Annotated in this window: 24 protein-coding genes and 1 tRNA gene; 5 read left to right on the top strand and 20 right to left on the bottom strand. The window is 54.1% G+C overall.

Features of this window, described 5'->3' with window-relative positions; translation table 11 throughout:
* Positions 1-61: 61 nt before the first annotated feature.
* Positions 62-706 (bottom strand): bifunctional 4-hydroxy-2-oxoglutarate aldolase/2-dehydro-3-deoxy-phosphogluconate aldolase, encoded by a 645-nt coding sequence (locus AAA927_RS03600; protein ID WP_204118950.1) that lies wholly within the window; start codon positions 704-706, stop codon positions 62-64.
* A 148-nt stretch (positions 707-854) separates the two neighbouring features.
* Between AAA927_RS03600 and AAA927_RS03595 the strand changes: the two genes are divergently transcribed.
* Positions 855-1,874 carry a PfkB family carbohydrate kinase gene (locus AAA927_RS03595; RefSeq protein ID WP_338215815.1) on the top strand — a complete coding sequence of 340 codons (1,020 nt, stop codon included), beginning with the start codon at positions 855-857 and terminating at the stop codon, positions 1,872-1,874.
* Positions 1,875-1,927: 53 nt separating this feature from the next.
* On the opposite strand, the gene AAA927_RS03590 is transcribed toward AAA927_RS03595, so the two are convergent.
* The 7 genes from AAA927_RS03590 to hisS all read right to left on the bottom strand — a co-directional run bounded on the left by AAA927_RS03590 (position 1,928) and on the right by hisS (position 9,124).
* Entirely contained in the window at positions 1,928-2,914 is a 987-nt protein-coding gene (locus AAA927_RS03590; RefSeq protein WP_338215812.1) for a LacI family DNA-binding transcriptional regulator, read from the bottom strand.
* Entirely contained in the window at positions 2,911-3,828 is a 918-nt protein-coding gene (locus AAA927_RS03585; RefSeq protein WP_338215810.1) for a deoxyribonuclease IV, read from the bottom strand. Before AAA927_RS03585 ends, AAA927_RS03590 begins: the two co-directional genes overlap by 4 nt.
* A 42-nt stretch (positions 3,829-3,870) precedes the next feature.
* Positions 3,871-4,791, bottom strand: a complete 921-nt coding sequence (locus AAA927_RS03580) for a YitT family protein (RefSeq protein ID WP_338215808.1) — start codon at positions 4,789-4,791, stop codon at positions 3,871-3,873.
* A 166-nt stretch (positions 4,792-4,957) separates the two neighbouring features.
* Positions 4,958-5,479 carry a peptide-methionine (S)-S-oxide reductase MsrA gene (msrA, locus tag AAA927_RS03575; RefSeq protein WP_338215806.1) on the bottom strand — a complete coding sequence of 174 codons (522 nt, stop codon included), beginning with the start codon at positions 5,477-5,479 and terminating at the stop codon, positions 4,958-4,960.
* Between the two features lie 2 nt (positions 5,480-5,481).
* On the bottom strand, positions 5,482-5,916 hold the full coding sequence (gene msrB, locus AAA927_RS03570) for a peptide-methionine (R)-S-oxide reductase MsrB (RefSeq protein WP_338215804.1): 435 nt from the start codon (positions 5,914-5,916) through the stop codon (positions 5,482-5,484).
* Positions 5,917-6,039: 123 nt separating this feature from the next.
* Positions 6,040-7,845, bottom strand: a complete 1,806-nt coding sequence (aspS, locus tag AAA927_RS03565) for an aspartate--tRNA ligase (protein ID WP_338215801.1) — start codon at positions 7,843-7,845, stop codon at positions 6,040-6,042.
* On the bottom strand, positions 7,838-9,124 hold the full coding sequence (gene hisS / locus AAA927_RS03560; protein WP_338215798.1) for a histidine--tRNA ligase: 1,287 nt from the start codon (positions 9,122-9,124) through the stop codon (positions 7,838-7,840). The genes aspS and hisS overlap by 8 nt, the downstream gene beginning before the upstream one ends.
* 339 nt (positions 9,125-9,463) lie before the next feature.
* On the opposite strand from hisS, the gene AAA927_RS03555 reads away from it, so the two are divergent.
* The gene (locus AAA927_RS03555) at positions 9,464-10,789 is read left to right on the top strand and encodes an N-acetylmuramoyl-L-alanine amidase family protein (RefSeq protein ID WP_338215796.1); all 1,326 of its coding nucleotides are present in this window, start codon (positions 9,464-9,466) and stop codon (positions 10,787-10,789) included.
* Positions 10,790-10,851: 62 nt separating this feature from the next.
* Here AAA927_RS03555 and AAA927_RS03550 read toward each other — a convergent pair whose 3' ends face one another.
* The 7 genes from AAA927_RS03550 to AAA927_RS03520 form a co-directional block, all read right to left on the bottom strand.
* Positions 10,852-11,478: an HAD hydrolase-like protein gene (locus AAA927_RS03550; RefSeq protein WP_338215794.1), complete on the bottom strand. Its 627-nt coding sequence runs from the start codon at positions 11,476-11,478 to the stop codon at positions 10,852-10,854.
* Positions 11,472-11,924 (bottom strand): D-aminoacyl-tRNA deacylase, encoded by a 453-nt coding sequence (gene dtd / locus AAA927_RS03545; protein WP_338215792.1) that lies wholly within the window; start codon positions 11,922-11,924, stop codon positions 11,472-11,474. Before dtd ends, AAA927_RS03550 begins: the two co-directional genes overlap by 7 nt.
* Positions 11,925-11,939: 15 nt before the next feature.
* Positions 11,940-14,165: a RelA/SpoT family protein gene (locus AAA927_RS03540; protein WP_125579100.1), complete on the bottom strand. Its 2,226-nt coding sequence runs from the start codon at positions 14,163-14,165 to the stop codon at positions 11,940-11,942.
* Positions 14,166-14,277: 112 nt separating this feature from the next.
* Complete coding sequence (locus AAA927_RS03535) at positions 14,278-14,601, bottom strand: hypothetical protein (RefSeq protein ID WP_338215789.1); 324 nt, start codon at positions 14,599-14,601, stop codon at positions 14,278-14,280.
* Positions 14,598-15,338 (bottom strand): RsmE family RNA methyltransferase, encoded by a 741-nt coding sequence (locus AAA927_RS03530; RefSeq protein WP_338215787.1) that lies wholly within the window; start codon positions 15,336-15,338, stop codon positions 14,598-14,600. Before AAA927_RS03530 ends, AAA927_RS03535 begins: the two co-directional genes overlap by 4 nt.
* Positions 15,335-16,288, bottom strand: a complete 954-nt coding sequence (gene prmA / locus AAA927_RS03525; RefSeq protein WP_338215785.1) for a 50S ribosomal protein L11 methyltransferase — start codon at positions 16,286-16,288, stop codon at positions 15,335-15,337. The genes AAA927_RS03530 and prmA overlap by 4 nt, the downstream gene beginning before the upstream one ends.
* Before the next feature lie 12 nt (positions 16,289-16,300).
* Complete coding sequence (locus AAA927_RS03520; protein ID WP_338215783.1) at positions 16,301-16,795, bottom strand: DUF3013 family protein; 495 nt, start codon at positions 16,793-16,795, stop codon at positions 16,301-16,303.
* Positions 16,796-16,957: 162 nt separating this feature from the next.
* Between AAA927_RS03520 and AAA927_RS03515 the strand changes: the two genes are divergently transcribed.
* On the top strand, positions 16,958-17,197 hold the full coding sequence (locus tag AAA927_RS03515; protein WP_204118966.1) for a hypothetical protein: 240 nt from the start codon (positions 16,958-16,960) through the stop codon (positions 17,195-17,197).
* Positions 17,184-17,633 carry a hypothetical protein gene (locus tag AAA927_RS03510; protein WP_125579110.1) on the top strand — a complete coding sequence of 150 codons (450 nt, stop codon included), beginning with the start codon at positions 17,184-17,186 and terminating at the stop codon, positions 17,631-17,633. Before AAA927_RS03515 ends, AAA927_RS03510 begins: the two co-directional genes overlap by 14 nt.
* A gap of 59 nt (positions 17,634-17,692) precedes the next feature.
* Here the strand turns inward: AAA927_RS03510 and AAA927_RS03505 are convergent, their stop codons facing one another.
* From AAA927_RS03505 to AAA927_RS03485, 5 genes are all read right to left on the bottom strand, one after another.
* Entirely contained in the window at positions 17,693-17,848 is a 156-nt protein-coding gene (locus AAA927_RS03505; RefSeq protein WP_338215780.1) for a hypothetical protein, read from the bottom strand.
* Between the two features lie 33 nt (positions 17,849-17,881).
* The gene (locus AAA927_RS03500; protein ID WP_338215778.1) at positions 17,882-18,250 is read right to left on the bottom strand and encodes a DUF6483 family protein; all 369 of its coding nucleotides are present in this window, start codon (positions 18,248-18,250) and stop codon (positions 17,882-17,884) included.
* Between the two features lie 191 nt (positions 18,251-18,441).
* The gene (locus tag AAA927_RS03495; RefSeq protein WP_338215776.1) at positions 18,442-18,828 is read right to left on the bottom strand and encodes a DUF1093 domain-containing protein; all 387 of its coding nucleotides are present in this window, start codon (positions 18,826-18,828) and stop codon (positions 18,442-18,444) included.
* Positions 18,825-19,004 carry a hypothetical protein gene (locus tag AAA927_RS03490; protein WP_338215774.1) on the bottom strand — a complete coding sequence of 60 codons (180 nt, stop codon included), beginning with the start codon at positions 19,002-19,004 and terminating at the stop codon, positions 18,825-18,827. Before AAA927_RS03490 ends, AAA927_RS03495 begins: the two co-directional genes overlap by 4 nt.
* Complete coding sequence (locus tag AAA927_RS03485; protein WP_338215772.1) at positions 19,001-19,384, bottom strand: hypothetical protein; 384 nt, start codon at positions 19,382-19,384, stop codon at positions 19,001-19,003. Before AAA927_RS03485 ends, AAA927_RS03490 begins: the two co-directional genes overlap by 4 nt.
* A gap of 134 nt (positions 19,385-19,518) precedes the next feature.
* Here AAA927_RS03485 and AAA927_RS03480 point away from each other — a divergent pair.
* Positions 19,519-19,606 (top strand) — tRNA-Ser (locus tag AAA927_RS03480).
* Positions 19,607-19,717: the final 111 nt, after the last annotated feature.

Genomic DNA, 19,717 nt, shown 5'->3' with positions numbered 1-19,717 from the left:
GGTCAGTGGTGGCCTGAGTTTTTTTCGGCTTAGTTGACAGTTTAAGCGCCACCAGCGCCGCTTAGCCGCGGATGCGGTCCAATTCGGCTTTGTAAGCCTTAGCGGTGGCCGTGACCCCAGCATAATCGCCAGTCTTGGCGGCGGCAGTTAAGTTGGAGCCGGCGCCGACCAAGGTGACCCCTGCGGCAAACCATTCGGCCATGTTGTCCAGCGCAACCCCACCAGTCGGCATGATCGATAGCTGTGGGAAGGGTGCCTTGACGGCCTTGACCATGGCTGGATGCATCACAGCGCCTGGGAATAGCTTGACCAGATCACAACCCGCTTCCAAAGCGCGCTGAATTTCCGTAGGCGTCATGCAGCCAGGTGTGTAAGGAATGTTGTACAGATTGCACATCTTGGCTACTTCCGCGTTGAAGGACGGGCTCACGATGAAGGCTGCGCCAGCTGACAAGGCCAGCCGGGCCGTTACCGGATCAAGCACCGTACCGGCGCCGATGATGACACTGGCATCATCGCGGTACTTTTGGGCCAGTTCTTGAATGACGTTCGCCGCATTCGGCACCGTGAAGGTCAATTCAATGGCAGTCACGCCCCCGGCAATTACCGCGTCACTTTGTTTCAGCGCGCCTTCAGGGGTGTCGTCGCGAATCACCGCGACCACGCCAGCTTGCTTGAGGCGCAATAAGTTCTCAACTTTTTGCATGTTGCAGAGTCTCCTTTAACTGTTCAATCAATTCCTAACAAGCACATTGTACGCCTTTACCGACATTTAGGAAACCGTTTGCCTAAAGAATATGTTACACTGATTTTAGACATAAAAGGCTTACATTTACCAGTAAGGAGTGATTGTCATGTCAACGATTTTAACCATGGGTGAAATGCTACTGCGGCTGAAGCCAGTGGATCACCAGCGCATTTTGCAAACGAACACCTTCGAGGCCAATTACGGCGGTGCCGAGGCCAATGTCGCGGTGTCTTTGGCCCAGCTCGGCGATGAGGCAGCGGTGCTGACCAAAGTGCCGGCTAATTTGCTCGGGCAAAAAGCGCTTAATACCCTGCGCGAATTTGGTGTCGAAACCAGCCGCGTCCTGCAAGGCGGCCCGCGGCTTGGAATTTACTTTTTTGAAAAAGGCGCCTCAATTCGCAGCACCAATGTGGTTTACGATCGCGCCGGCAGTGCCTTTGCCTTAGCCGAAGCCAGCGAGTTTGACTGGCCCACCATATTAACGGGGGTCGATTATTTCTACTTCTCCGGCATCACCCCTGCCCTTTCGCCGGCCTTGGCCGCTGCCTTAGACGAGGCCTTGGCTTATTGCCACGCCCACGCCATCAAGGTCTGCCTGGACGCCAATTACCGCGGCAAGCTTTGGACCCCTGAGCAGGCGCAGCCGGTGATTGCCCGGTACATGCCGTTTGTTGATATTCTGCTGGCCAATGATGAAGATTTCGAAGCCGCCCTGGGCATTAAAGCCTTCGATGGCGATATGAGCACCGGCATCGATCAGCTGCCGAGCTTCAAAACGGCCATGGCGCAGCTTGCGGCCAAATACCCCAACCTGCACACCATTGCCAGCGTGGTCCGCAACATTCATTCCGTCGAACAGCATGATTGCACCGCTTTGATGTGGCAAGCCGGTCAATTCTACCAAGGCCCGGTGTATCACATGCACGTGTTTGAAGGGGTGGCTTCTGGTGATGCCTTTGGCGCCGGGTTGCTCCATGCGCTGAAGCATGGCTTTGATCCGCAGGCCCAAATCGATTACGCCGACACCGCCAGTGCCTTGAAGCTGACCATCAGCGGTGATTTGAATCTCGTGTCTGATAACGATATTCGTGGTGCCATGGCCAACGCTGGTGGCGTGAACCGCTAATTTTATCGCAAATTGAACCCGGCTACGCAGCTAAGCGTGGCCGGGTTTTTCTTTTAGAGCGAGGCCCGTAAATGCAGCGTCGCGGGAATTTCCGTCCGCGCCACGGGCACTGCCTCGCCGCTCATTAAGGCCACCAACCGTTCAGCGACGACGCGCCCGATTTGCTCAGGGTGCTGATCAAGCACGGATAGCGCCGGATTGGCTAGCTCGCCCCAGTTCCAATCATCATAGCCACATAAGCCGACTGCCTCGGGGACAGCGACCCCATGCGCTTGGAGCCAGCGCAAACTAGCCATCAGCAAGTTCCCGTTCGCAGCAAAAATCGCCGGGTGATGGCCAGCATTTGCAGCCAGCCAAGGCTTGATGCCCGCCACGGTGCCATCTTTGCCCACTTCTAGCAAGCTAACACTAGCCCCTGCGGCCTGGGCCGCGGCTTTAAAACCTTCATAGCGTTCAGCCCGAACCGAGGCGTCCTTGACGGGTTGGCTGATCACGAGTATGCGCTGGTAGCCTTTTGCCACCACTGCATCAGCCAAGGCGGTGCTGGCGGTCTGGTCGTTTGACGTCACACAAGGAAAGGTAAGCGGCGCCAGCACCCGGTCCACCAGCACCACCGGCAAGCCAGCGGCGCGGAGAGCCTCATACACACTGGCCTGCCCCCGCGCTGGTTGCAAGATAATGCCATCGACATTGGAAGCAACCAGACTCGCTAAGGCCTGCGCTTCCGTGGTAGGGTCCTCGCCGCCATCCGCAATTAAAATCTGATCACCATGGTCATGGGTGACCGCGGCAATGCCTTTAATTAGGAACGTCGAATAGACATTGGACACATCCCCCACCACCACACCAATTTGATGCGAGCGCTTTGAGCGCAAGGCACTGGCGTTGTGGTTGGGCACGTAGCCCAATTCCGCAATGACCGCGGCAATTCGCTGCCGCGTGGCAGGCGACATGCGGTCGAATTGCCCAGTTAGGTAGCGAGAAATCGTGGATTTAGATACCCCAGCCGCCGCTGCGACCTCATTGATGGTCGTTGTCATGATGATGCCTCTTTTTCCGCCAGCGGCGCCGCGCCTAAGGCCACCAATTCAGCCGGCGCAAAGTGACCGGTTTTGAGCCAGTTAATTTCTGGGCCATACGGTGGCACCAAATGCTTGCGGTCTGGCCCGACATACGGCGTTTCCAGAATCTTGGGAAGGCCTTGCAATTGCGGGTGATGCGCAATCGCGTTGAGGCAGTCAAACCCTAACGTGCCAAAGCCGATATTGGTATGGCGGTCCTTGTGCGCGCCTTGTGGGTTTTTGGAATCATTGAGGTGAATCAGCGCCAGCTTGTTTAAGCCAATCACATGGTCGAAGGTATTGAGCACGCCATCGAAGTCATCCCGCACCGGATAGCCGGCATCGCTCATGTGACAGGTATCCATCGTCACCATCACCTTATCCTGCAGCTCGACCTGGTCAATGATTGCCGCCAACTCCTCAAAGGTGCGGCCGATTTCGGTACCTTTGCCCGCCATGGTTTCCAACGCGATGACAACGTGTTGGTCTGGCGTCAAAATTTCATTGAGCCCTTTGGCGATTTGGTTGATTGCCGCTGCCGGGCCGGCGCCGACATGCGCCCCGGGATGAAATGGCATCGCGTAGGCCTGCAAGGCCTCGGCGCGTTGCACTTCTTCCTTCATGAACTGCACCGCAAAGGGATAGTTCTCTGGCTTGACGGTGTTGCCAAGGTTAACGATGTAAGGCGCGTGAATGACTGTGTGACTCAAGCCGGCTTCTTGCATCAGTTTTAAACCTTCTGATATCCGCATATCAGCCACTGCTTTGCGCCTCGTGTTCTGGGGGGCACCGGTATAAAACTGCAAGGTCGTTGCCTGATAGCTTTGGGCCTCTTCCACTGCCCCTACCAGCATTTTGGTGCCTTTCATGCTCACATTAGCTCCGATTAACATGGCTTATCCTCCAAAAAAAGCCGGGGCACCCCGGCACACTCATTAGTCTGTCTTTGGTTCGTAGAAATGCCCCATGATTTTCACCGACTCGGTAATCGAGACAAACGCATAAGGATCACTGCGTTTCATGGCATCTTGCAAGTCATAGATTTCGGCCCGCGAAATGATGGTGAAGAGAATGGTTTTTTCTTCGTGGTGGAACGCCCCTTCGGCATCATGCACAATGGTGATGCCCCGGCGCAAGGTGTTTTGAATTTCATTGACCACGGCTTTTTGCTGATCAGTGACAATCATCACCTGGAGGCGCTGCTGCCGCGTGTACATGGAATCCATCACCCGGCCGTTGATGAAAATCGCCAGCGCGGAGTACAACGCGTGCGGCCAGTCATTGACAAAGCCTGCCAGGAACACAATCACGATGTTGACCGCGATGTTCACTGTCCCAATCGTGGTCCCGGTTTTCTTCCGCCAAACGATCCCGATGATATCGAGCCCGCCAGTGGAGATGTTATTCCGCAGTGCAAAGCCGGTGCCGAGACCATTGATGACGGCCCCGAAAATCCCACACACAATGGGATCGGTCGTGAGCGGCTTCACCACGCCCAGCAAGCGGATCATAATCGTCGAAAAAATAACGGCCAAGAAAGTAAACACGGTGAAGCGGTGGCCAATTTGCCGCCAAGCAATCACAAACAACGGTACGTTCAGCAGGAAAAGCAAGGTCCCAGTCGAGAAAATATCGGTGGTGCCCAGACTGCCGAAAGGCGTGGTCAGCTGAAAATTGAACCATTTGCGGATGACAGTGGCCACCAGCTGGGCAGCCCCGGTGACCCCACTGGCGAAAACCCCACCTGGTTCCCAGAACATATTCAAAGCTAAGGCGACACAAATACTGTAGAAGAAGGCTGCGGTGAACCGACTCCAGTTTTGGTGCCGTCTGATCAGCCGATCAATTTCTTGCATAACGTGATCCTTTCCCTGTGTTAGTGCATTAAGTATACCACGCCGCCAAGCCGCAGCGCAGGGAATCCTTGAGGCTGCCGTCTGCCCTCTGACAACAGATTGGGAGATAAATGAAGCACAAAGACACGAAAAGAGCCACGTCGTCGTAGCTCCTCATCAGTCTGGTTCATTTAGCCCAATGCTTGGCTTTGAACTGTTCACGGCCGCCTTGTTCTTCCATCGCATAGCGCCACGGATTCTTGCGGTAGAAGTCTTGGTGATAGTCTTCCGCCGGATAAAACGGTTGGGCCGGTTCGATTTTGGTGACAATGGGATCACTGAAGCGACCACTGGTAGCTAACTTTGCCTTGGAGGCTTCCGCAATCGCTTTTTCGGCTTCAGTCTGGTAGAAAATCACCGGCCGATAGCTGTCACCGCGGTCCTGAAATTGGCCCATGGCGTCAGTGGGGTCAGTTTGCTGCCAGTAGATTTCAACCAGGTCGGCATAACTGATCACGGCGGGGTCGTAGGTTATTTCGACGGCTTCAGTGTGCCCTGTGGTATGGCTGGCCACCTGCTCGTAGGTGGGATTAGCCACATGGCCCCCCGTATAGCCCGAGACGACCTTGATAATGCCAGGCTGCTGGTCAAATGGCTGCACCATGCACCAAAAACAGCCGCCGGCAAAAATTGCTGTTGCTTCTGCCATGTTTACGCCTCCTCAAAGAGCTGGCGATACTGGCCGTAACCGGCCTGCTCCAGCTGCTGCAGAGGAACAAAGCGGAGCGCCGCCCCATTGATGCAATAACGCAAACCGCCTTTATCGGTTGGCCCGTCAGTAAAGACGTGGCCCAAATGAGAATTAGCCTGCCCGCTGCGAACCTCGGTACGTTCCATGAAGAAGCTGGTATCCCGCTTTTCTTTCAGCTTGGCAATGGGCTTGGTAAAAGACGGCCAGCCGCAGCCAGCGTCATACTTATCTTGCGAGGAAAACAGCGGCTCGCCGGAGACAATGTCAACATAGATGCCCGGTTCATAAAAATCATCATACTCACTGGAAAATGGCCGCTCAGTCGCGGCTTCCTGTGTGACGCGATACTGCTCAGGCGTCAGGCGCTTTTTCAAATCATCTTGTTTGTCAGTCATTGTCATCACCTCGCGTTCAGTATACCTGCTTTGGATTAAATTGTCAGCAATTAAATAGTTAACGTCTTTTGCGGCTGATGATAGCAAAAAAGAGCAAGCGCTACGCTTGCCCTTTTGAAAAGCTTATTCGGTGAGGTCTTGATCTTCCGCATGGGCGGCGTCAGGATCCACGTTGGCTCGTACTTCAATGCCGAGGTCGCTGAGTTGTTGATCCGCCACCGGTGTTGGCGCGCTGGTCATCGGTTCAGAGGCCTTGGAGTTTTTCGGAAAGGCCATGACGTCGCGAATGTTATCGCGGCCCAGTAGCAACATCACGAAGCGATCCAGGCCGAACGCCAAGCCGCCATGCGGTGGGAAGCCATAGTCCAAGGCATCCAGTAGGAACCCAAAGGACTTTTGCGCCCGCTCTGGCGTGAAGCCCAGGGCTTTCAGCATTTTCTCTTGGATCTCGCGGCTATGAATACGAATCGAGCCACCGCCTAATTCATCCCCGTTCATGATGATGTCATAAGACTGGGCATGGGCACTGTGTGGATCGGTATCCAGCAGGTGCACGTCTTCTTCATTCGGCATGGTGAAGGGATGGTGCGCTGGTACCCAGCGTTCAATGCCTTCGTCATATTCGAACAATGGCCAGTTAACGACCCAGCAGAAATTGTACTGGGACTCATCGACCAGGCCGAGATCATGGCCGAAGTGCAGGCGCAGGTAGCCCAGACTTGCGGCCACCACCGCCGGCTGATCAGCGACGAACAAAAGCAAGTCGCCGGCACTCGCGTTCAGGGCGTTGGTCAATTCAGCGCCATCACCGAAGAATTTGGCGATGGGACCGGAAATCCCATCGGCAGTGACTTTCAGCCAGGCCAGGCCTTTAGCGCCGAAGCGTTTGATGTAGTCTTGCTGTTCGTCGATCTTCTTGCGGGAGTACTTTTCCGCCCCACCAGGCACGACAATCGCGCGGACTTGACCAGCGTTGGCCACGGCATTGGCAAAGACTTTGAAATCAGAGTCCTTCACCAGGTCGGAAATATCCTGGATGAACATGTCAAAGCGCATATCGGGCCGGTCAGAGCCGTAGCGATCCATGGCATCTTGCCATTCGATGCGTGGGAAAGGCAGCTTAACGTCGATGCCTTTCACATCCTTCATCACGCGGGCAATCAGGCCTTCCGTGAGGTCTTGAATTTCTTGCTGATCAAGAAAGCTGGTTTCCATATCGATTTGGGTGAATTCCGGCTGCCGGTCGCCGCGCAAGTCTTCATCCCGGTAGCAACGCGCAATTTGATAATACCGGTCAAAACCTGCGCCCATCAGCAGCTGCTTGAACAGCTGTGGGGATTGCGGCAGGGCATAGAAACTGCCCGGATAAACCCGAGACGGCACCAAGTAGTCGCGGGCGCCTTCTGGGGTGCTGGCCGTCAGGGTTGGGGTTTCGATGTTCAAGAAGCCCTGATCGTCGAAGTAGTGATGTACGGACTTAAGGACCTGGCTGCGGGTGATGATGGCTTCCTGCATTTCCGGCCGCCGCAGGTCCAAATAACGATACTTGAGCTTGGTTTCTTCGGTGGCGTTAACCCCATCCGCAATATCAAACGGCGGCGTCTTGGCTTGATTCAAAATCTTAGCCGTTTGAATCTCAACTTCGATTTCCCCGGTTTTCATCTCGGGATTGACGGCTTCCGGCGCCCGCGCAGTCACGGTCCCGGTGGCTTCAATCACGTATTCGCTCCGCATGGTGTTGGCCACGTTCAGCGCATCCTCCCCGAATTCTTGGGAGAACACCAGCTGCACGATGCCGGCGCGGTCGCGTAAATCAACGAAAATCAAGTTACCTAACGAGCGGCGCTTTTGCACCCACCCTTTTAAGGTCACGGTTTGGCCCAAGTTTGCCTTGGTGACCTCGCCTGCATAAAGTGTTCGTTTAGTCATGTGCTTCCTCCAATTTTGCCACCTGGTTCGAAAAGTCAGCTTCCAGCGCGGATTGCGCCATGGCTTCTTGATTACCCGACTGCATGTTTTTGACTTGAACGGTGCCATTGGCCAGTTCGCTTTCCCCAATCGTGAGCACGTATTGCGCGTTGGCCTTGTTGGCGGACTTGAACTGCGCCTTGGCTTTGCGATCCAAGAAATCCATGTCGACGGCGAGGCCTTGCTGCCGCAAGGCGTGAGCCAAATGCAGCGCGGCGCCTTTGCCGGCTTCATCGATGGTGACGATGTAGGCGGGCAAGCTGGTCGTGGCGGTTTGCCCTTGCATCAACAGCATCGCCCGTTCCACGCCCATCCCGAAGCCAATGCCTGGGGTTTCGGGACCGCCGAGTTCTTCTACGAGGCCGTTGTAGCGGCCGCCACCAAGAATGGTGGTATAACCACCGCCGAACACGGCATCATCGCTCATCACCTCAAAAATCGTGTGGTTGTAATAATCCAAACCACGCACCATGTCAGGATCGATTTCAAAGCTGATACCCAGCGCTGTCAGATCCGCTTGGACCGCTTCGAACCGCTCGGCGGCGGCCGGCGTCAGGTAGTCGATCAGCTTAGGCGCATCGGCCACAATGGCCTGATCGCCGCGGTCTTTGCTATCCAAAATTCGCAGCGGGTTCTTCTCGAGCCGCACTTTGGAATCTTCAGACAGCTGATCTTTGAACGGGGTCAGGTAAGCAATCAATGCCGCGTGATAAGCTTGACGCGATTCTGGGTCGCCTAAAGTGTTAATGGCAAACTTCAAGTGCTTGGCGCCTAAAGCCTCAAGCAGGTCCTTGGCCAGCGCAATCACTTCGGCATCCAGCGCCGGACTATCGCCGCCAAAGGCTTCCACCCCGATTTGGTGGAATTCGCGCTGCCGACCACTTTGCGGCCGTTCATAGCGGTACATTGGCCCCATGTAGTAAACCTTGTAAGGCTTGGTATATTCTGGGCCATACAATTTGTTTTCAACATAGGCCCGCACCACCCCTGCCGTGCCTTCTGGGCGAAGCGCCATTTGGCGGCCACCTTTGTCTTCGAAGGTATACATTTCCTTGGACACAACATCTGAGGTTTCCCCTGAAGACCGGGCGAAGACGTCGTAATTTTCGAATAATGGCGTGCGAATTTCTTGGTAACGATAACGGGTCAAAATATCGCGCGCGGTTTGTTCCACCTTTTGCCAGAGTTCGCTTTGCCCAGGCAAAATATCCGCGGTGCCTTTTGGTCGTTGATAACTCATAGTTTCCTCCTTTTAACGCCGGACTGAATAAAAAAACACCCCTCGTCAGAGACGAAGGGTGCGGACACGGTACCACCTTGTGTTTAACTTAGCCATAACGGTGGCAACCGGAGCTCGTTCAGCCTCAGAAGTGTCTTTTCGATCGGTCCCGGCTTTCACCATCTCCGGGTCGCTTCAAGTGATCTATCCTGCTTCGTCATCGGCGCGTTTATTTAGTCCCAGCGTACGTTGTTTACCCGCAGATGTCAACGCCTGCCTTGAAAATTCCTTGAAAAAGAACGCAAAGGCAGGCCCTGTTTGGTATAATCAGCCTAGTAAGGAAACTGAGGGGATGACGCTTTGCAATTCAAACAACTTAAACGTTGGCCGTTAATTGCGGTGTTTGCGGCTTTGATTGGGGTATCAGCTGCCACCACGACTGTACTGGCCGCCAGCGACACCATCACGGTGCGGGCCAACCTATTGAATGTGCGGCTCGGCCCCGGCCTGGCGTACAGTGTGATGGGCCAGGTGCAAAGTGGCACGAAACTGACGGTCATCAAGCAGCAAAATTCATGGGATCAGGTGCGCCTAGCCGGCAATAAAATCGGCTGGGTGGCCTCTTGGCTGGTGGATCAAAACGAAGCTACTACGACCACAGCTAAACTGGCCACCGCCAAGCGCACCACCAATGTGCGGCAGTATGCCACCACTGACGCCAAGGTTTTAGGCACCGTGAATGCTGGGCGCCAGCTCAAAGTCATTTACCAAGAAGGCCACTGGACCCAGGTCGCGTACGATAATACCGCAGCTTGGGTCGCAACCAGTAACATCACGCTGAGTGGCAATACCGTCGCCCTCGCGCAGCCGAAACAGGTCAGCACCACGGTGAAGCCGCAAACCACCACGGTCGCTGCCGTTAAGGTGACCACCACCGCCAGCGTCAACCTGCGCCAAGCTGGCGGGTTAAATGCCCCTATTGTTGCCAAACTGGCGAAAGGCACCACCCTCACCGTGCTCGATCAATCCAGCGATTGGTACAAGGTGCAAACCGCGGCCGGGAAAACCGGCTATGTCGCGAGTTGGACCGTCACCACCCCTGGAACGAAAGCCACCAAGGCGGCCACCAACCTAAGCGAAGCAACGATTGTCTTGGATCCTGGCCATGGCGGTGCTGATAGCGGTGCCTTATCGACGACCAATAAGTACGAAAAGACCTACACCCTGGAAATGGCCAAAGCCATCGGGTCCGCGTTGCAAGCGCAAGGGGCGAATGTGATTTACACCCGCAGCTCTGACACCTTCGTCGACTTAGCCCCGCGGCCAGCCATGGCGGCCAAGGCCCACGCCGACGCGTTCATCTCCATCCACTTTGACTCCAGTGCCAACGCGAATGAGGCTTCCGGTTTTACCACCTACTACTACAACTCCAAGAAAGACCTCGCCTTGGCAAAAGCCCTGAACCAGGCCTTCAGCAGCAACCTGCCGCTGACCAACCGTGGCTACCAATACGGCAATTTCGAAGTCATCCGCAACAACAGCCAACCAGCAGTGCTGTGTGAAATGGGCTACATCAATGATGACAAAGACTTCGCCCAAATCAAATCTGCTAATTATCAGCAACAAGTCGCCAGCGATGTCGTGCAAGGCTTAACCGCCTACTTTAAAGCCGGCAATCATCAATAAGCGCCAGCTACAAAGCCAAACGCCCTGCCAAACCTAACATCAGGTTTGACAGGGCGTTTGTTTTAGGCGTGAAACAGCGGCAACAGGTCATTAAGCTGTTCAATCTGCACATCGGCCATGGGCGCATCATTCAGCCCATCAACATTGAAGTAAACTCCTTTGACCCCAGCTCGCTGCCCGGCAATCACGTCAAGTTTGCGATCGCCAATCATCGCGGTGCGCTGCGGGTTGAGTTGATGGACTTTCACCAGGTAATTGATGGCCGCCGGATCTGGCTTCCGCGGGAAAGTCATCGCGGCGGTCACCCCACCGATAAACGCCTCATCCAGCCCTGCTTGGTGCAACAAGGCCCAAGCGGAGTTATCGCGGTGGGTCATCAGGAGATTATTGCCGCCAGCGGCTTGAATCGCTTTGACCACCGCCGCCGCTTGCGGATAAGGCTTAGCGGTCATCACCGTTTGGGCCTCCAGGGCATGGTATTCAGCCAACAAGGTTTCGGCTGAGACGCTCAGCCGTGGTGCGATTTCGCCCACCGTGGCTTTGATGGAGCCCCGCTTAATTTGCGTCAAAAGCGCAGCGGCATCGACTTTAGCGCCGTGATGCTCAAGTGTCGCCACTAAAGCGCTCAGCATTTCTGGATAGGTATCATAAAGGGTACCATCCAAGTCCCAAATCGCATTCACTAACATGCCCCGGCCTCGGTATCATAAAGTAGCGTGACCGGGCCATCGTTGACCAAACTGACCTGCATATCCGCGCCGAATTCGCCATGTTGCACCGGAATACCGGTTGCGGCCATCGCTTGCAGGAAGCACTGGTACAATGAATTAGCCAGCGCCGGCGCCGCGGCGTTGGTGAAGCCAGGCCGATTGCCATGGCTGACATCGGCATACAACGTGAATTGCGACACCACGAGCACACTGCCCCCGACAGCTTTCAGGTCCAGATTCATTTTACCCGCGGCATCGCTGAATACGCGGAGTTTACTAATTTTCGTCACCAACCTGGTGGCCTCAACTTCTGTGTCTTGCGGGCCGACGCCCAGTAAAATCATAAAGCCTTGGTCGATGGCGCCGTTAATTTGTCCGTCGATGGTGACACTGGCTGAACTGACGCGCTGCACCACTGCTCGCATAACTCGCTCCTTTGCTTAACCCTGGGACCGTTTCACTTCGTAAATATCAGGAATGTTCTTGATGGCATCCATCATGTGCTCGAGACTCGCCAAATTCGGAATGCCAACAGTGACATGAATGTCAGCCATTTTATCATGGTCAACCCGGCCGTTGACGTTGGTCAAATTCTTGGTCTGGGCGTTCAAGGTCTGCAGGACATCGTTTAACAAGCCACTGCGGTTATAGCCGTAGATTTCAATATCCGTATCAAATAACTGGCTTTGATCATTCAGATTCTGCCAGGACACATCAATCAGCCGCCCGGCCATGGCCGGCGAGGCATCGATGTTTGGGCAATCCGCGCGGTGAATCGTCACCCCGCGGCCCTTGGTGACATAGCCGACAATCGGATCGCCTGGCACTGGGTTGCAGCACTTCGCCAGATGCACCAGTAGATTGTCAACGCCTTCGATGACGACGCCTTCTTCAGTGCGGGAAACCGGCTTTTTCTCTTTAGACACCGTGGTGACTTTTTGGTTATTAGCCAAAATTGCAGCTTCTTTGGCCTTCTTGTCAGCATCTGCCTTCTCGCGCCGCGAGCGGTCCGTGAGCCGATTGGCAATCACTTTGGAGCCATATTCGCCGTAACCAATGGCTGAGAGCAGCTCGTCTTCAGTGGCGAAGTTGAGGCGCTTGAGCAAGTCCACCATGTCAGGCTTGTTGCCCATGTAGTCTTTCGGCGTGTAGCCCATTTCCTGCAGCGTGTGCTCCAAGGCTTCACGGCCTTTTTCGCTGTTTTCGCCTTTATCCACCTGCTTGAAATAGCGGCGGATCTTGTTGCGAGAACGGGACGTGAAGACCAAGTTCACCCAGTCGCGGCTTGGCTTGGAGTTGCTGTTGGTCAGCATCTCAACAATGTCGCCGTTTTTGAGCTGATAGTTCAGCGGCACGATTTTGCCGTTGACCTTGGCGCCGACACTGTGATTACCCACTTCGGTATGCACCATGTAGGCAAAGTCCAGCGGCACCGAGCCTTTAGGTAGCTCATACACGTCACCTTGCGGGGTGAACACGTAGACCCGATCGGTGAAGATGTCGCCTTTGACGCTTTCCATGAAGTCCTGGGCATCGGAGGTTTCATCCTGAATTTCCAGAATTTCGCGGAACATGTCGATTTGTTTGCCGGCTTTGTCGTATTGCACTTCGGAAGTTTGACCTTCCTTGTAAGCCCAGTGCGCGGCAACCCCGAATTCAGCGATATGGTGCATTTCTTCGGTGCGAATCTGAACTTCCAGCGGCTTGCCCATCGGCCCAATCACGGTGGTGTGCAGGGATTGGTAGCCATTGGCTTTCGGCATGGCAATGTAATCCTTGAACCGCCCTGGCATCGGCTTCCATTGGGTGTGAATCACGCCCAGTACCGCATAGCAGTCCTTAATGTTTTGGGTGATCACGCGCACAGCCAGCAGGTCGTAAAGTTCATCGAATTGCTTATGCTTATCGCGCATTTTCTTGTAAATCGAATAGATGTGTTTCGGGCGCCCGTAGATTTCATAGTGCATATTCAAGTCCGCCAGCGCCTTTTTGATATCGGTGATGGCATTGGCGATGTAAGCCTCGCGCTCGGTGCGCTTGGACTTCATCAGCTGGGCGATGCGGTAGTACTGCTGCGGGTTCAAATAGCGGAGCGATAGATCTTCCAGTTCCCACTTGATGGTGCTAATCCCTAAGCGATCGGCTAACGGCGCATAGATTTCCAGCGTTTCATTGGCAATCCGGCGCTGCTTATCCGGCCGCAGGTGCATCAGGGTGCGCATGTTATGCAACCGATCGGCCAATTTGACCAAAATCACGCGCATATCTTTGGCCATCGCCAGCAACATCTTACGGTGGTTTTCCGCCAGTTCGTCTTTGTGGGCAACATACGTGACCTTGCTTAACTTGGTCAGGCCATCGACGATAACTGCCGTTTCCTTGCCAAAGACTTCCTGAATGTCGCCGAGGGTGATGTTCGTGTCCTCAACCACATCGTGCAGGTAGCCACTGGCCACGGTGACGGGATCCATTTTCAATTCCGCCAAAATCCCGGCCACTTGAATCGGGTGAATGATATACGGTTCGCCAGATTTACGGCGTTGGTCTTTGTGAACATAAGCCGCAAAGTCGTAGGCTTTTTTGACGAAGGCTTGGTGCTCTTCGTTCATATACTTGGCGCACATCGCCATCACTTGTTCTTGGGTTAATTCTGGTTCTTCAGCCATTGCAAAATCCCCCTTTACACCGCTCACCGGACGAGGTCGGCAGCAAGCAGCGGATACAATAAAAGCACGTCGAAACGTGCCTTGAGTTCGAGTTTCTACAGCTGGGCGGTCGCTACTCGCGGGTCAAGCTAAGCATGGTCAGGACCCAGTAGATCGGGGCAAACCAGTAGCCATAATCCGCAAAGCGCACCCACACCATCAAAGCAAAGAGCAGCGGTAACCACAAACTATGCCACCAGTGCAAATGATACTTGGCGATAGTACGGCCAGTATAGATGGACAAGGTCACATTAATCAGAATCCAAAGCAGCGTCACCCGCAGCGCTACCTGCACATGGAGCAACGTAAAGCCCCAAGGCAAAATAAGCGTGGTCAAGATACTGAGTAAAACAATACGGCCCGATGCGGACATCAGCCAAGACTTGATTTTGGTCATTCTGATTCTCCCTGCAATTCAGTAAGTGCCGACACCGCGCTGAGTAAGTACAGCGGTGCCGTTTCGGTCCGCAAAATCCGCGGGCCGAGGCCGGCTGTGGTAAAACCACTGGCCGTTAACGTTGCAATTTCAGCTGGGCTCAGGCCACCTTCCGGTCCGAACACACATAGTAGCGTCTCTGGCCGGGTGCTGAGTGCCTGCACCAAGGCGGCCGCCTCGCCAGCTTTGCCACTTTCTTCATAAGCGACCAGTTTGGCTTCAGCGGTCAATTGCGTTATTTCGTTTAATGTTACCACATCTACGGCTGGGACAAAACACCGGTGGCTCTGTTCTGCGGCGCCTTGGGCAATCGCCGCGAGCCGCGCGAGCTTTTTGTTGACACGCGGGGCTTGCCATTTGGCGGTTGCCCACTGGCTGTTAAAGAAACTAATGTGCATGGCGCCAAGCTCCGTGGCTTTTTGGACAATCAGTTCCGCCTTGTCGCCTTTGGGCACACCGCACAGCAGATGGACCGCCACCGGCAACTCCACCGGTCGCGTAATGGGCTGGTCGACTCGCACCGTGAGCGGAGCGGCGGCCATAATCGTGGCGACAAACGCTTGATGGTCGACGCTGACCACCTCGATTTGGGCACCTTCCTGCAGCCGCAGCACCTGAATAGCATGCTTTTGCACGCTGGCTGGTAAATTGGCCGTGGCGCCCTGGGTCAGCGGCTGGTCGGTAAAGAAGCGGTTCATGCGTCCTCCTCCTCAGCGTGCCCGGCCACAATAGCGACCCAATCACCTTCCTGCCATTCACTACGGACCTTGAAGCCGTTAGCCGTCAAGGTGGTCTTGATGGCCGCGGCCTTTTCGCGGTAAATGCCAGAGAGTAAGAATCGGCCATGCGGCTTTAAGCGGCTAGCGACTTGCGGAATCAACGGCGTCAGCACATTGGCTAAAATATTGGCCACCACCAAGTCGACGGGCTGCTCAATACCGGTCAGCAGGTCATTGGCAATCACGTCAATCTGATCATCGGGATTGAGCGCCAAATTAGCCTCGGCATTGGCGACGGCGACGTCATCAACATCAGTCGCCAGCACATGGGCCACGCCGAGGCGCCGCGCTGCTAAGGCTAAAATGCCTGAGCCAGTGCCGACATCGATCATGGTTTCGCCGCCGCGAATGACTGCCTCCAGTAGTCGCAGCATCAGCGCCGTGGTGGGATGGCTGCCAGTGCCAAAGGCCATATCGGGATCCAGCTTAATCACCTGCTCGCCTGCTTGCTGCGGGGTGTATTCGAGCCACGCCGGCACAATCGTCAGATAACGGGTGATCCGCAGGGGATGGTAATACTTTTTCCAGGCGTTGGCCCAGTCGGCTTGAGCGATGTTGACCACACTAATCTTGCCGCTGCCCTTGGCGAGCCCGAAACTTGGCAGCTGGTCCACTTCGGCCTGCAGGCGAGTCATCAGCTCACTGGGATGCAAACTGCTGGCAAAATAGCCTTTCACCGCCGCGCCGGTAGTACGATGCGGCACGCTGTCCGGATCAAACCAGACGCCGGTTTTGCTTTGACTGCCGTGCTGAAAGTCGGCGGCGTCTTCAATTTGAATCCCCGCAGCTCCGGCCTCAATTAAAAAGTTAGACACGGCTTCGACCGCCTCGCTGCTTGTTTCGACTGCGAGTTCAAACCAGTCGTCCATAAGCGCCTCCAATCAGTATTTGGGATACGGCAAAAACACATGCTGGTTCGCTGCCGGCTGAGCGGCAACAGCAGCCTGGAATTTCGCCTGGTCGAATTGCAATTCAAAGGTTTCGTCCTCTGAGGTGCCATCGACAAAATCCATCAAGTCGGATTGGCCATCGTCTAGGAGGGTTTGGAGATAGTCGAACAACCCATCAACCGTCGCTTGGGCAATGCCTTGTTTGCCTTGGAAACCAATCACCGCCAGATAGTTATCTTGGTAATCTTCGCCCTTCAGGCGGGTAGCATCGTACAGCAAAATCGCATCAGAGTAATCAATTTCCCCTTCATCGATGGTTTCGCCGTCTTGGTCCTCGACTTCAAAACCAGCTGCCGCATCCACGGTCATGGTCAGCTCCACTTCAAAAACGCGCGCTTCTTTGTCCCAGTTCAAATCCAAATCGCCATCAAAATCCAAGGCATCCATTTTGTCGCCAACATAATCGAGCATATTTTGGGTGGTCATGTGTGTTTCCTCCATTTTTCGTTGCGACGCCGTGCGCGCCACCGATTTTCGCCCTCAAGGTCTGATTGCGAGCTTTATGCTTACTATAAACTACAAGCGGTAGAAGGAAAAGTGGCATCGGCGATTACGGCGCGTATAATGGACGATAAGGAGTGAAAGACATTGGAAGAAAAAACGATTCGCGCCTTGGTCGCTAACGCCGCTGATCAAGTCGTAGCTGCGCAGTTCACCGAACCGCAAATTGAAGCCCGCGCGGCGGCGTGGCAAAAAGCGGCGCCTGACGCCGACCTGGCGCAAACCACCACTTACCTACTCAACGAAAACCGCGCCTTCATTGAAGCGGTTTTAACCACTGTGATTTCAGATCTCATTGCAAAGGAGTCCCCTCATGACATTCGGTAAACACGCCCATTTCAAGGCTGACAAACATAATGCGTACTTTGAACTCGATTCCGCCCATGATTTGATCAAAGTCCACCGCCCGCATTTTGGCCACAAAATCATCCCTTCAACCATTATCCGCGGCTATCGCCTGACCATGGATGATCACGTCATTGTTGCTTCTGACGGTAGCAAGCCTGCCTTGATCGATAACAACCTGCTGTCAGACGCTCACATTATGGGTGTGCTGACGCCAGGCACTGAGGAGATCTATCACCTGAACTTGGAGCTGGAAACCACCCAAGGCCCAATCGTCATCAAATACATCAACACCCGCGTTCAAATCGGCACGCTGGTGTATAGCGTGGCTTTGCTGGATGCCAACAAGGCACTACAGGAACTGGATCAACTGCCAGCCACCAAGCGCGCGGCAGATTTGACCGGTAGCGCGGAATAGAATAGCAAAACGCAAAAGACGACCTCATTTTCGAGGTCGTCTTTTTTGACGGCGTCAGCTTAGCGTTTGAACACCCGCGCCACCTTGGCCAAATCATCGTCAGATAAGGCGCGCAAAGCCCACAGAATACCGTATTTCACGCCTAGCGCGATGATCAAAAATCCTAACCCCAAAGCAATCAGATAATAAATTAGCCCAAAAGCCGTACCCATCATGATCTGTTCCTCCTCGATTCAACTGATGCGAGCTTAACCTTGTTCCTGCTGAATGAAGGCTAACTGTTTCAGCCCTGCTTCGACCGCTTGCCGCGAGTAATTGGCATCGGCTAGCGCTTCATCACTCAGCGCATTCAGGCGCTCAAAATACCACGCCCCCAGCGCCATGAAATCTTTTTCCGCCATCGCATAGCGCTGACCGAAGAAAAAACGGGTCGCCTCAGGCAATTGTTTAGCCGTCAAAAATTGCTCCAAGCGTTCCTGCCCAGGCAAAACCCGCGCATCAGTTTGCGGGAAGACGATTTCGTTGCCGGGGTGACCACCAGCCTTGCCGAGCATATAGCCCAGTCCTTGGGCGAAGGATTTAATTTGCCGCAGTAGCACATCATTTTCTTCTTGCATCAGTTTGTGCCTCCAATCAGGAATACCCGTCAGCAATGCTTTGATACCTCATTTGGTTGTAGTATAAGCGGTTTCAAGCCTGGCCGCAATTCATATCCGCTGCGGGACGTGCGGCTCACCCGGCACGATTAGGCAGTCGTTGAGATGATCAGCAATTAAAAACCGAGCACATCGGCTCGGTCGAATGAAAACTATTTAAGTTTCGCCTGGACGGCACTTGGAATGTTGCCAAGACTGATTGGATTCGGTCCTTTAACCACACGCTTTTGGGAAATCTCAGCGGTCACGTAAGAACCTGGGGCCAACGGTGTCGGGTTGGCGGATTCAGCACTGTCAAAGCCGAGATGCCTGGTGGTACCATCTTTCAGCACAAAGTCAAATTCGTATTCATAATAGTAATATTGTTTGCCATTGACCTTATAGTTTTTGCCGTCGCTAGTTTTGGAGTTCTTTTTCACCGCCTCACCGACCTTAGCATACGCCGTTTGACTTTGGTAGGTTTCGTGCCAATAGTTGTAGCCGAACCAACCGCCAGCAATGACGATCAGCAAAGCGACAATCCCTAAAATCTTCTTCATTTTTTGTCCTCCCTAGGATGTTTTGACTGGTCAGAATGCGATTGCTTGAACGCCGCCTGCAGCTTAGCGAACTTACTCGGGTCTTTCTCCCGCGCCACCTTCACCATTTTGGCAAAATCATAGGCTTGGGGCTCGTCATTGCCACTTGGCTGTTTGGATTTGTGAAACCAGCTCATCGCTGTCCCTCCATTTCGGATTCCTGCATTGGCCGATGATAGCTAATCAGCAGCCAAACCGCCACCAGTTGCACGATGGCAATGAACAGGCTGTAATTTGGAATCAGCGGATAAGCCACGAATGCCCACACGCAGATAAGATGAGCAATCATCAGTTGCGGTCGGCGCATCGCTTTGAGGTAGGCAAACCCATGCAGCACCACCCCGATGATACTCAGCCACCACCAGTGCGGTTCCCACTGCATCATCTGTTCCCCGACGGCCGGGAAACTAAAGCCACTGCGGAAACTCAAGAGGCTGGCATAAGCGAGCACGCCAAGCGTGAATAGCGCGTACAAAAAACTGTATAATCCAATCATCTTCACTAAAGATGTTTTCAAGGCCTGTCATTCCTTCTAGTCAGAATAGTATCAGTATACCTAGTCCCCAGGCAAAAAGAAAAGCGCGGAAACAGATTTGCAAAAATCTCAACATTTGCTATACTGAAAAGCGTTCTAAAAACCATTAACCACATGGAGAGTTGGCAGAGTGGTAATGCAACGGACTCGAAATCCGTCGAACCGGCTTACACCGGCGCACGAGTTCAAATCTCGTACTCTCCTTTCGTAGCACTTTGTTGCTTTTTGTTGAACCCTGTAAATGCCGGTTTAAAGGCATTTCGGGGTTTTTGTTTTTCACTGTTTTTCGTTGTTTTTAATACATTTGTGGGAGAT

This window comes from Lacticaseibacillus salsurivasis, from assembly GCF_036246225.1.
GTDB classification, from domain to species: domain Bacteria; phylum Bacillota; class Bacilli; order Lactobacillales; family Lactobacillaceae; genus Lacticaseibacillus; species Lacticaseibacillus salsurivasis.
This window is presented reverse-complemented; position numbering and strand designations above follow the sequence as displayed.

Bases quoted from the DNA above. Each gene is read 5' to 3' on its own strand.
- AAA927_RS03590 (WP_338215812.1), bottom strand. From the start codon at position 2,914: ATGACAACGACCATCAATGAGGTCGCAGCGGCGGCTGGGGTATCTAAA.
- aspS (WP_338215801.1), bottom strand. From the start codon at position 7,845: ATGACTAAACGAACACTTTATGCAGGCGAGGTCACCAAGGCAAACTTG.
- dtd (WP_338215792.1), bottom strand. From the start codon at position 11,924: ATGCGAGCAGTGGTGCAGCGCGTCAGTTCAGCCAGTGTCACCATCGAC.
- AAA927_RS03505 (WP_338215780.1), bottom strand. From the start codon at position 17,848: ATGATGGGTACGGCTTTTGGGCTAATTTATTATCTGATTGCTTTGGGG.
- AAA927_RS03510 (WP_125579110.1), top strand. From the start codon at position 17,184: ATGACATTCGGTAAACACGCCCATTTCAAGGCTGACAAACATAATGCG.
- msrA (WP_338215806.1), bottom strand. From the start codon at position 5,479: ATGGCAGAAGCAACAGCAATTTTTGCCGGCGGCTGTTTTTGGTGCATG.
- AAA927_RS03595 (WP_338215815.1), top strand. From the start codon at position 855: ATGTCAACGATTTTAACCATGGGTGAAATGCTACTGCGGCTGAAGCCA.
- msrB (WP_338215804.1), bottom strand. From the start codon at position 5,916: ATGACTGACAAACAAGATGATTTGAAAAAGCGCCTGACGCCTGAGCAG.
- AAA927_RS03495 (WP_338215776.1), bottom strand. From the start codon at position 18,828: ATGAAGAAGATTTTAGGGATTGTCGCTTTGCTGATCGTCATTGCTGGC.
- AAA927_RS03535 (WP_338215789.1), bottom strand. From the start codon at position 14,601: ATGACCAAAATCAAGTCTTGGCTGATGTCCGCATCGGGCCGTATTGTT.
- AAA927_RS03530 (WP_338215787.1), bottom strand. From the start codon at position 15,338: ATGAACCGCTTCTTTACCGACCAGCCGCTGACCCAGGGCGCCACGGCC.
- AAA927_RS03540 (WP_125579100.1), bottom strand. From the start codon at position 14,165: ATGGCTGAAGAACCAGAATTAACCCAAGAACAAGTGATGGCGATGTGC.
- prmA (WP_338215785.1), bottom strand. From the start codon at position 16,288: ATGGACGACTGGTTTGAACTCGCAGTCGAAACAAGCAGCGAGGCGGTC.
- AAA927_RS03550 (WP_338215794.1), bottom strand. From the start codon at position 11,478: ATGTTAGTGAATGCGATTTGGGACTTGGATGGTACCCTTTATGATACC.
- AAA927_RS03600 (WP_204118950.1), bottom strand. From the start codon at position 706: ATGCAAAAAGTTGAGAACTTATTGCGCCTCAAGCAAGCTGGCGTGGTC.
- AAA927_RS03500 (WP_338215778.1), bottom strand. From the start codon at position 18,250: ATGCAAGAAGAAAATGATGTGCTACTGCGGCAAATTAAATCCTTCGCC.
- hisS (WP_338215798.1), bottom strand. From the start codon at position 9,124: ATGAGTTATCAACGACCAAAAGGCACCGCGGATATTTTGCCTGGGCAA.
- AAA927_RS03490 (WP_338215774.1), bottom strand. From the start codon at position 19,004: ATGAGCTGGTTTCACAAATCCAAACAGCCAAGTGGCAATGACGAGCCC.
- AAA927_RS03580 (WP_338215808.1), bottom strand. From the start codon at position 4,791: ATGCAAGAAATTGATCGGCTGATCAGACGGCACCAAAACTGGAGTCGG.
- AAA927_RS03520 (WP_338215783.1), bottom strand. From the start codon at position 16,795: ATGACCACCCAAAATATGCTCGATTATGTTGGCGACAAAATGGATGCC.
- AAA927_RS03585 (WP_338215810.1), bottom strand. From the start codon at position 3,828: ATGTTAATCGGAGCTAATGTGAGCATGAAAGGCACCAAAATGCTGGTA.